The organism is Brachybacterium sp. SW0106-09 (genome assembly GCF_001293905.1).
GTDB classification, from domain to species: Bacteria; Actinomycetota; Actinomycetes; order Actinomycetales; family Dermabacteraceae; genus Brachybacterium; species Brachybacterium conglomeratum.
This window is the reverse complement of sequence record NZ_BCAK01000033.1, coordinates 19,357-28,173: the sequence shown is the minus strand read 5'-3', so window position 1 is coordinate 28,173 and position 8,817 is coordinate 19,357. Positions and strand designations below refer to the sequence as shown.

The following is an 8,817-nucleotide window of genomic DNA, read 5'->3' as shown; positions in this document are numbered from 1 at the left end:
TGGCTGACAGTGCACTGACCGCTTGACACCGCCATATAGCCGTAGTGGCACGCCATGCGCCGTGACCTGACCACGCCGCAGGCCCGCCGGCCCTCCGGCCCGCAGGCATCCTGATGTGCCGGACCCGGATCCTGGTCCTGGCGCGGAGCCCGCACCTGCTGAGGCCATCCTCGGCGACCGGCGGACCGAGGGGCGCGCCGACGGGTACCGTCGGACCATGGACGCCATCGACCTGCTCCGCGACCTCGCCTCCCGCCCCCGTCACGTGGCCGACTCGCTGCGCGGCCGACTGGGGCCCCTCGAGCTCGCCGCCCACCCCGGCGGGCACCCCAACTCCGTCGCCTGGCTGCTGTGGCACACCGGGCGCGAGATCGACGTACAGCTCGCCGCGCTCACCGGCCAGGAGGAGGTGTGGGCCAGGGGCGACTTCGGCGAGCGCCTCGGGCTCGGCGCGGAGGGGGCCGCCGTCGGCTACGGCCACAGCCCCGAACAGGCCCGCGCGATCGAGGTCCAGGACGGCGAGGCGCTGCTGGACTACGTCCTCGCCTCCCTCGATGCGCTGGAGTACTACCTCGACGAGCTCGCCGCCTTCGACCTCGGCGACATCGTCGACGAGGCCTGGGACCCGGCCGTCTCCCGCGGCGCCCGCCTGGTGAGCATCGTCGACGACGCGATACAGCACCTCGCCCAGGCCTCCTACGTGCTCGGGATGCCTCAGCGCGGCTGAGCCCGAGCCGAATGCGCTGTGCCCGGCACCGCCCCCGTCAGGGGCCGGTGCCGGGCACAGGTGATGGCGGCCGGAGACGCCGGAGCGGGACCCTCCCGGGTCAGGCCGCCGCGGCGGCGGCGGCGGAGGCGCGGCTGCGGGAGCCGCGTCGGCCGCGCAGCAGGGCGTCGAGCGAGAAGCGCCCCGCCCCGACCGCGGCGATCGCGAGCGCGCCGGCGCCGAGCGCGCCGACCAGCTCCCAGCCGCCGGCGTCGATGAAGACGCCCTGGGGGAGGTGCACCAGGAGCGCGGCGACGAGCATGTCGATCGCGAGCAGCAGTCCGACGATGCCGGTGAAGGCGCCGGCGATCAGCGCGATGCCGCCGACGAGCTCGACGATCGCGACGACGGGAGCGGCGATCTCGGGGGCCGGCACTCCCATGCCGCGGAAGCTCTCGGTCGCTCCGGCGAGGCCGAAGGTGACGAGCTTCTGGTAGCCGTGCGCGGCGAAGATCGCGCCGAGCAGGATGCGGGCCACGAGCAGGCCGAGGTCAGAGGCCATTCCGGTGCGGGACGAGGCGGCCATGGGGGTCCTTCCGTCGGGGGAGAATGCCCGGCGAGGGTAGAGGAGGAGCAGCCCTGACTTCAAGGTTTGAGTGACTCGGCGAGGGATGCGCCTCATTCCCTCTCGGGATCCGGGGCCGCTGTGGCGGGGGCTGATCTGAAAAGCGACCGGAACCCACCGGCGCCGACGGGGACCGACCGGGAGCGGCCGGCGCGCCGCGAGCCCGTCGGCCGATCCGCCGCCCGGCCTCTCCTCCCCATCGGGGCGTTCTCCACCGACGGAAGGATCACGTCCCGCCCGTCCGCCGGACTTCCTACACTGGCTCGGTGACATCCACCGAAGCCTTCGAAGCCGGATCCGACCGCGCGCTGGAGCGCACCCCGCCCCAGGACCTCGCCGCCGAGCGTGGCGTGCTGGGCGGCATGATGCTGTCCAAGGACGCGATCGCCGACGTCGTCGAGACCGTGCGCGGCAACGACTTCTACCGCCCCGCGCACGAGATGATCTACGAGGCGATCATCGACCTGTACGGCCGCGGCGAGCCCGCCGACCTGGTCACCGTCTCCGACGAGCTCTCCAAGCGCGGCGAGCTGCAGCGCGTGGGCGGCGGCGCCTATCTCGCGGACCTCATCGACATGGTCCCCACCGCCGCGAACGCCGGCTACTACGCCGAGATCGTGGTCGAGCGCGCCCAGCTGCGACGCCTCGTCGAGGCCGGCACCCGTATCGTCCAGCTCGGCTACGCGGCCGACGGCGGCGAGGTCGACGAGGTCATCAACGAGGCGCAGGCCCAGATCTACGCGGTCACCGAGCGCGGCCAGAGCGACGACTTCCTGCCGCTGGGCGAGGTGATCGACGAGACCCTCAACGCGATCGAGGCGACCCAGAACCGCGGCGGCCAGGTCACCGGCGTGCCCACCGGCTTCGCCGAGCTCGACGAGCTCACCCAGGGCCTGCATGGCGGGCAGATGATCATCTTCGCGGGCCGCCCCGCCATGGGCAAGACGACCCTCGGCATGGACGTGCTGCGCTCCGCCTCGATCCACAACGGCCAGACCTCGGTCATCTTCTCCCTGGAGATGGACAAGACCGAGATCACCATGCGTCTGCTCTCGGCCGAGTCGCAGGTGCCGATGAACCGCATGCGCGACGGCTCCATGGACGACCGCGACTGGCAGTCCATGGCCCGCGCCATGAGCCGCATCGCCGATGCTCCGCTGTTCATGGACGACTCGGCGAACATGTCGCTGATGGAGATCCGCGCCAAGTGCCGGCGCCTGAAGCAGAAGCACGACCTCCGGCTCGTGGTCATCGACTATCTGCAGCTGATGAGCTCGGGCAAGAAGGTCGAGTCCCGTCAGCAGGAGGTCTCGGAGTTCTCCCGAGCCCTGAAGCTGCTGGCCAAGGAGATCGACTGCCCCGTCATCGCGATCTCGCAGCTGAACCGAGGCAGCGAGCAGCGCACCGACAAGACCCCGATGATGTCGGACCTGCGAGAGTCCGGCTCGATCGAGCAGGACGCCGACGTCATCCTCCTGATCCACCGCGAGGACTACTACGAGAAGGAGTCCGCGCGCGCCGGCGAGGCCGACCTGATCGTGGCCAAGCACCGTAACGGCGCGACCAAGACGATCCCCGTCGCCTTCGAGGGCCACTACTCGCGGTTCAAGGACATGGCGCACTCCGGCGGCTTCAGCGGCTGACCCGCGGCGCCGACGGTCTCGCAGCGACGACCGGACCGCGGCGCCGACCCGGCGGGGACGACACGGGCGGCGACGTCGAGGACCCCCCTCACCCCCGCAGCAGGTCCCGCAGCGCCGCCTCCGGGGAGCGGGCCCCGTCCAGCAGCTCGCCCCGGCGGTACCGGGTGAACACCCGCGGGTCGATGGAGGAGCCGCGAACGCGGCCGCGCCGGTCCCGCCACTGCGGAGACCGTCCCCCTCGGCGCAGGCGAACGATCGGTCGGTGGCCGGCGGATCCGGTTGCCGAGTCCTCGGGCGGCCAGTACGTTCGAATCCCGACCTGATCCGGAGGCGCCCGATGGGCCATCCAGTGCACCTCGTCATCGACGGTCAGCCGCACGACCTGACCGTCGACCCGCGCACCACCCTGCTCGACGCGCTGCGGGACCACCTGGGGAACATGTCCCCGAAGAAGGGCTGCGACCACGGCCAGTGCGGTGCCTGCACCGTCCTGGTCGACGGCAGGCGGCTGAACTCCTGCCTGCTGCTGGCCGTGTCCCTCGACGGCGCGGAGGTGCTCACCTCGGACGGCCTCGCCCCGGACGGCGAGCTCTCCGCCCTGCACACCGCTTTCCTCGAACAGGACGCCTTCCAGTGCGGCTACTGCACCCCCGGGCAGATCTGCTCCGCGACCGGCGTGCTCCGCGAGGCGGCCGACGGGCGCCCCAGCGTGGTCACCGACGACCACGTCCACGACCAGCCGATCGAGCTCACCGAGGACGAGATCCGCGAGCGGATGAGCGGGAACCTGTGCCGCTGCGGCGCCTACGTCAACATCGTCGCCGCCGTCCAGCAGGCGGCCGGGGCGAGCACCGCGAGCGAGGGGACGGACCGATGAGACCCTTCGACTACGCACGCGCGGACGATCCTGCCGGCGCCGTCGCCGCGGTCGCCGAGCGGCCCGGTGCGACCTACCTCGCCGGCGGCACCAACCTCGTCGACCACCTCAAGCTCGGGATCACCGCCCCCGATCTCCTGGTCGACCTCGGCCGTCTCGACCTCGCGGACATCGAGGAGCTGCCGGACGGCGGCCTGCGCGTGGGCGCCATGGTCCGCAACAGCGATCTCGCCGCCGACCCGCGCGTGCGCCGCGACCACCCGATGCTCTCCCGCGCCCTCCTCTCCGGCGCCTCGGGCCAGCTGCGCAATGCCGCCACCACCGGCGGGAACCTGCTGCAGCGCACCCGCTGCGTCTACTTCCAGGACCCCACCACCCCCTGCAACAAGCGCGCCCCGGGCAGCGGCTGCTCGGCGCTCGGCGGATACACCCGCTACCACGCGATCCTCGGCGCCTCCGACGCGTGCATCGCCACCCACCCCTCCGACATGGCCGTAGCGCTGGCCGCCCTGGACGCCACCGTGGTCGTGCTCGGCGCCGGGGGCGAGACGCGGATACCGGTCACGCAGCTGCACCGCCTGCCCGGCGACGAGCCCGAGCGCGACACTGTCCTCGAGCACGGCGACCTGATCACCGCCGTCGAGCTGCCCCCGCCGGCGAGCGGCACACGATCGACGTATCGCAAGATCCGCGACCGCGCCTCCTACGCCTTCGCGCTGGTCTCCGTCGCCGCGGTGCTCGACCTCGACCCGGACGCCGCGCAGCCGACGGTCCGCTCCGCGAGGATCGCCCTCGGAGGCGTCGCCCACGCCCCTTGGCGCGCCCGCCGCGCCGAGCAGCTCCTCGCCGGCGCCCCCGCCACCCGCGAGAGCTTCCGCCGGGCCGCGGCGGCCGAGCTCGAGCAGGCCCGGCCCGTGGAGGGCAACGAGTTCAAGGTGACGATGGCCCGTGGCGTGATGGTGAGCGTGCTCGCCGAGCTCGCCGGCCTGGGCGAGGAGAACGAGGAGCCCCATGATGAGTGACCTCCTGCGCGCCTCCTCGATCGGCACCCCGCGGGTGCGTCTGGACGGACCCGACAAGGTGCGTGGCCTCGCCCCCTACGCCTACGAGCACCCGGTCGAGGATCCGCTCCATCTCTTCCCGCTGTGCTCGACGATCGCGCTCGGCCGCGTCACCGCCATCGACGCCACGGCCGCGCTCGCGCTCGACGGGGTGGTGCGCGTGATCACCCGCGAGAACGCCCTCCGGCTCGCCGACACCGAGGACGGCGAGCTGGCGATCCTCCAGGACGACCGGATCGGCTTCCGCGGCCAGTACCTCGGCGCCGTCCTCGCCGACACCCCCGAGACCGCCCGCCACGCCGCCGACCTCGTGGTGGTCACCGCAGAGGCCGCACCGCACGACGCCGACTTCCGCCACGACCACCCCGCGGTGCGCGAACCCGAGGGCGGCGGTGACGACATCGACACCGGTGACCTCGAGGCCGCGCTCGCCGCCGCGGAGATCGTGGTGGACCAGCGCTATTCCACCCCTCTCGAGCACAACAACCCGATGGAGCCGCACACCACCATCGCCCGCTGGGACGGCGAGCAGCTCACGCTGTGGACCTCGACCCAGGGCGTCCACCCCGCGCGGCAGACCCTCGCCCCGATGCTGGGCATCGATCCCGAGCAGCTGCGGATCATCAGCCCGCACGTCGGCGGCGGCTTCGGCTCCAAGGGCCTGCCCCATGCGGACATGATGCTCACGGCGCTGGCCGCGCACGCCGTGCCCGGCCGCGCGGTGAAGCATGCCGTCACCCGCCAGCACATGTTCGCGCTGACCGGGTACCGCCCCGCCACCTCCCAGCGCTTCCGGATCGGAGCCCGGGCCGACGGCACGATCACCGCCTTCGGGCTCGAGGCGGTCTCCAGCTCCTCGCGCACCAAGGAGTTCCCCGAGGTGGCGATCAAACCCTCCCGACAGATGTACGCCGGCGAGCACCGTCGCATCACCCAGCGCGTGCTCCCGCTGGACATCGCCGTCCCCTCCTGGATGCGCGCCCCCGGCGAGGCACCGGGGATGGTGGGCCTGGAGATCATGATGGACGAGCTCGCCGAGGCCTGCGGGCTGGACCCGATCGAGCTGCGGGTGCGCAACGAGCCGGAGCGCGACCCCGACACCGGGATGCCCTTCAACCGGCGCCGGCTGATCGACTGCCTGCACGAGGGCGCCGCCCGCTTCGGCTGGGCCCAACGCGACCCGAGGCCCCGCGCACGCCGGGAGGGCGGGTGGCTGATCGGCACCGGCGTCGCCTCGGCGACCTACCCCGCATCCCGGCAGCCCGGCTCGAAGGCCCGGATCCGTCACGAGGCGGGGGTCTACGAGGTGGGCATCGGCGCCGCCGACCTCGGCACCGGCACCTGGACCGCTCTCACCCAGGTCGCCGCCGACGCCCTCGAGGTCGACCCGGACCGCATCGCGCTGCGGATCGGCGACACCGCGCTGCCGAACGCGACCGTGGCCGGCAGCTCCACCGGGCTCGCCAGCTGGAGCGCGGCCGTGCTGGCCGCCGCGGACACCTTCCGTCGCGAGCACGGCACCGCCCCGGCCGACGGCGTCGAGGCGATCGGGGAGGCGGCGGAGAACCCCGCCGAGAAGCAGTTCGCCATGCACTCCTACGGCGCCCAGTTCGCCCAGGTCCGCGTCCAGGAGGAGACCGGCGAGATACGTCTGGACCGCATGCTCGGGGTGTTCTCCGCCGGACGGATCATCAACCCCCGCACCGCCCGCTCGCAGCTCCTCGGCGGGATGACCATGGGGGTGGGGATGGCGCTGCACGAGAAGGGCGAGCTCGACCCCCGCTTCGGACACGTCGTCAACCACGACCTCGCCGAGTACCACGTGCCCGTCAACGCCGACATCCGCTCCCTCGAGGTGCACTGGCTGGACGAGGAGGACCCCCAGGCCGGGCCGCTCGGCGCACGCGGCATCGGCGAGATCGGCACCGTCGGCGCCGCCGCGGCGATCGCCAACGCCATCCACCACGCCACCGGGGCGAGGGTGCGGGACCTGCCCGTGTTCGGCAGCGACCTCCTGGCACGGTGAGCGCCGCGTCATTCGACGGCCCCCGACAGGCGGCCGCGCCTCCCGTCGGCCTGATCCTCGCCGCGGGCACCGGAAGGCGCCTGGGCCGCGGCCCCAAAGCGCTGCTGCTCCTGCGCGGCACCACCCTGGTCGAGCACGTCGCCCGCGCCCTGCGCGAGGGCGGCTGCGGCGAGGTCGTGGTGGTCACCGGCGCGGGCGCCGAGCGGGTGGGCGCCGTCGTGGACGGGATGCCGTGGGTGCGCACGGAGCAGAACCCGCGCTGGCGCGAGGGGATGGGCACCTCGCTGCGCACCGGCCTGGCCGCGATCGGCCCGGGCCGCGACGTGCTGGTCACGCCGGTGGACCGCCCCGGGACGTGCGCGGCAGAGGTGGCCCGGGTGCTGGCCGCCCACCGCCGCGGCGGGATCACCGCCGCCGCCCACCGCGAGGCCTCCGGCGGGCTCCGACGGGGCCATCCGGTGCTGCTCGACGCCGCCTGGACCGCCGCCGCCGCGGAGGCCGCCCACGCGGACATGGGCGCCCGCGACCTGCTCCGCGCCCGACGGGATCAGGTGCAGCTCGTGGACTGCACCGATCTCGACGACGGTGCGGACCTCGACCTCCCCGAGGACCTGTGGCGGCTGGACGTGCGGGGCTGACCTCTCAGCCGCTCGCAGCAGTGCGCGCATGCAGCGGACCGCTGCCGTCGCGCAGCGGCTCCACGGTGCGGCGCTCGGCCCGCACGGCCAGGATCTCCGCGAGGATCGCGACCGCCACCTCCGGCGGGCTCCCCGCCCCCAGATCGAGGCCGATCGGGGAGCGCAGCCGCGACAGCGCCTCCTCGCCCACCCCGGCCTCCCTCAGCGCCATGCGCCGATCGTGGTCGCTGCGCCGGGACCCCATCGCACCGACGTAGGCGACGTCCAGCCGCAGAGCGGTGGCGAGCACCGGCACGTCGACCTTCGGATCGTGCGTGAGCACGCAGACCATGCTGCGGGCATCGAGGTCACCGCGCTCCGCGGCCGCGGCCAGGAACCGGTGCGGCCAGGCACGCACCACCTCCGCCCCCGGGAACGCCGCGGGATCGGTGAACGCCGGCCGATGGTCGCACAGCGTGATCCGCAGCCCGAGCGGCCGCGCCGCCTCCACCAGCGCCTGCCCGAAGGCGTTCGCCCCGCACACCACCAGGTGCGCGGGCCGGATGCGGGACTCGACGAAGAGAGCGATCGTCGAGGCGCCCGCGGGGAGGCGGAGGGTGCCGGTGCGCGCCTCGCGGAGCATGGCGGCGACCCGGGCGCTCCCCGCCTCGAGCATCTCCGGGGGGAGCAGGGTCGTGAGCGCGCCGCGGACCTCGTCGGCGCCGTCGCCCGCGAGCAGGACAGCGCGCGGACCGTCGGCGCCGTCGCCCTCCGGCCGGGCCGGGCGCCGTGCGTCGTCGCCCTCGGGAGCGACCGTCCGTGGTGCGTCGGACCCGTGCGGCAGCCGGGTCACGTAGGCGGCAGGGGCGGGGTCGTCGACCGTGCCGAGGGGGCTCTGCGCCCCCGGGGGCGGGGGAGCGAACGGCTGGATCAGCACCTCGAGCGAGCCCCCGCACATCAGCCCGACGGCGAAGGCGTCCTCCTCGCTGAACCCGAAGCTCCGGACGCTGCTCCTCCCAGTCTCGAGCGCTTCGCGGCAGGCCTCGAGCACCGCCCCTTCGACGCAGCCGCCGGAGAGCGAGCCGTGCAGTTCGCCATCGGCGCCCACCAGCATCGAGGTGCCCACGGGCCGCGGCACGGAGCCCTGAGCGGAGACGATGGTCGCCACGGCGCAGGGAACCGGATCGGAGGCACAGGCGAGGCGCTCCCGGGCGCGGTCCAGGATGTCGAGCACCTCCTCACCCTATGCGGCGGCCCGGACC

Annotated in this window: 8 protein-coding genes; 6 read left to right on the top strand and 2 right to left on the bottom strand. The window is 73.8% G+C overall.

Going from position 1 to position 8,817, the window contains the following annotated elements; all coding sequences use genetic code 11:
• Positions 1-217: 217 nt before the first annotated feature.
• A complete protein-coding gene (locus tag Y09_RS13110) occupies positions 218-727 on the top strand; it encodes a DinB family protein (RefSeq protein ID WP_053918124.1) in 510 nt (169 codons plus the stop codon).
• A gap of 100 nt (positions 728-827) precedes the next feature.
• On the opposite strand, the gene Y09_RS13105 is transcribed toward Y09_RS13110, so the two are convergent.
• On the bottom strand, positions 828-1,292 hold the full coding sequence (locus tag Y09_RS13105; RefSeq protein ID WP_053918123.1) for a DoxX family protein: 465 nt from the start codon (positions 1,290-1,292) through the stop codon (positions 828-830).
• A gap of 305 nt (positions 1,293-1,597) precedes the next feature.
• Here Y09_RS13105 and dnaB point away from each other — a divergent pair, with 305 nt between their 5' ends.
• The 5 genes from dnaB (at position 1,598) to Y09_RS13080 (ending at position 7,576) form a co-directional block, all read left to right on the top strand.
• Positions 1,598-2,974 (top strand): replicative DNA helicase, encoded by a 1,377-nt coding sequence (gene dnaB, locus Y09_RS13100; protein WP_010550821.1) that lies wholly within the window; start codon positions 1,598-1,600, stop codon positions 2,972-2,974.
• 337 nt (positions 2,975-3,311) lie between these two features.
• The gene (locus Y09_RS13095) at positions 3,312-3,851 is read left to right on the top strand and encodes a (2Fe-2S)-binding protein (RefSeq protein ID WP_053918122.1); all 540 of its coding nucleotides are present in this window, start codon (positions 3,312-3,314) and stop codon (positions 3,849-3,851) included.
• Positions 3,848-4,873, top strand: coding sequence for a xanthine dehydrogenase family protein subunit M (locus Y09_RS13090; RefSeq protein WP_053918121.1), 1,026 nt, complete (start codon positions 3,848-3,850; stop codon positions 4,871-4,873). The genes Y09_RS13095 and Y09_RS13090 overlap by 4 nt, the downstream gene beginning before the upstream one ends.
• Positions 4,863-6,938 carry a xanthine dehydrogenase family protein molybdopterin-binding subunit gene (locus Y09_RS13085; protein ID WP_234695733.1) on the top strand — a complete coding sequence of 692 codons (2,076 nt, stop codon included), beginning with the start codon at positions 4,863-4,865 and terminating at the stop codon, positions 6,936-6,938. The genes Y09_RS13090 and Y09_RS13085 overlap by 11 nt, the downstream gene beginning before the upstream one ends.
• Entirely contained in the window at positions 6,935-7,576 is a 642-nt protein-coding gene (locus tag Y09_RS13080; protein ID WP_053918119.1) for an NTP transferase domain-containing protein, read from the top strand. Before Y09_RS13085 ends, Y09_RS13080 begins: the two co-directional genes overlap by 4 nt.
• Positions 7,577-7,580: 4 nt before the next feature.
• Here the strand turns inward: Y09_RS13080 and Y09_RS13075 are convergent, their stop codons facing one another.
• Positions 7,581-8,789 carry an XdhC family protein gene (locus tag Y09_RS13075; protein WP_053918118.1) on the bottom strand — a complete coding sequence of 403 codons (1,209 nt, stop codon included), beginning with the start codon at positions 8,787-8,789 and terminating at the stop codon, positions 7,581-7,583.
• Between the last annotated feature and the right edge of the window lie 28 nt (positions 8,790-8,817).

Coding starts and splice junctions, on each gene's coding strand:
- Y09_RS13110 (WP_053918124.1), top strand. CDS start 218: ATGGACGCCATCGACCTGCTCCGCGACCTCGCCTCCCGCCCCCGTCAC.
- Y09_RS13105 (WP_053918123.1), bottom strand. CDS start 1,292: ATGGCCGCCTCGTCCCGCACCGGAATGGCCTCTGACCTCGGCCTGCTC.
- Y09_RS13095 (WP_053918122.1), top strand. CDS start 3,312: ATGGGCCATCCAGTGCACCTCGTCATCGACGGTCAGCCGCACGACCTG.
- Y09_RS13090 (WP_053918121.1), top strand. CDS start 3,848: ATGAGACCCTTCGACTACGCACGCGCGGACGATCCTGCCGGCGCCGTC.
- Y09_RS13085 (WP_234695733.1), top strand. CDS start 4,863: ATGATGAGTGACCTCCTGCGCGCCTCCTCGATCGGCACCCCGCGGGTG.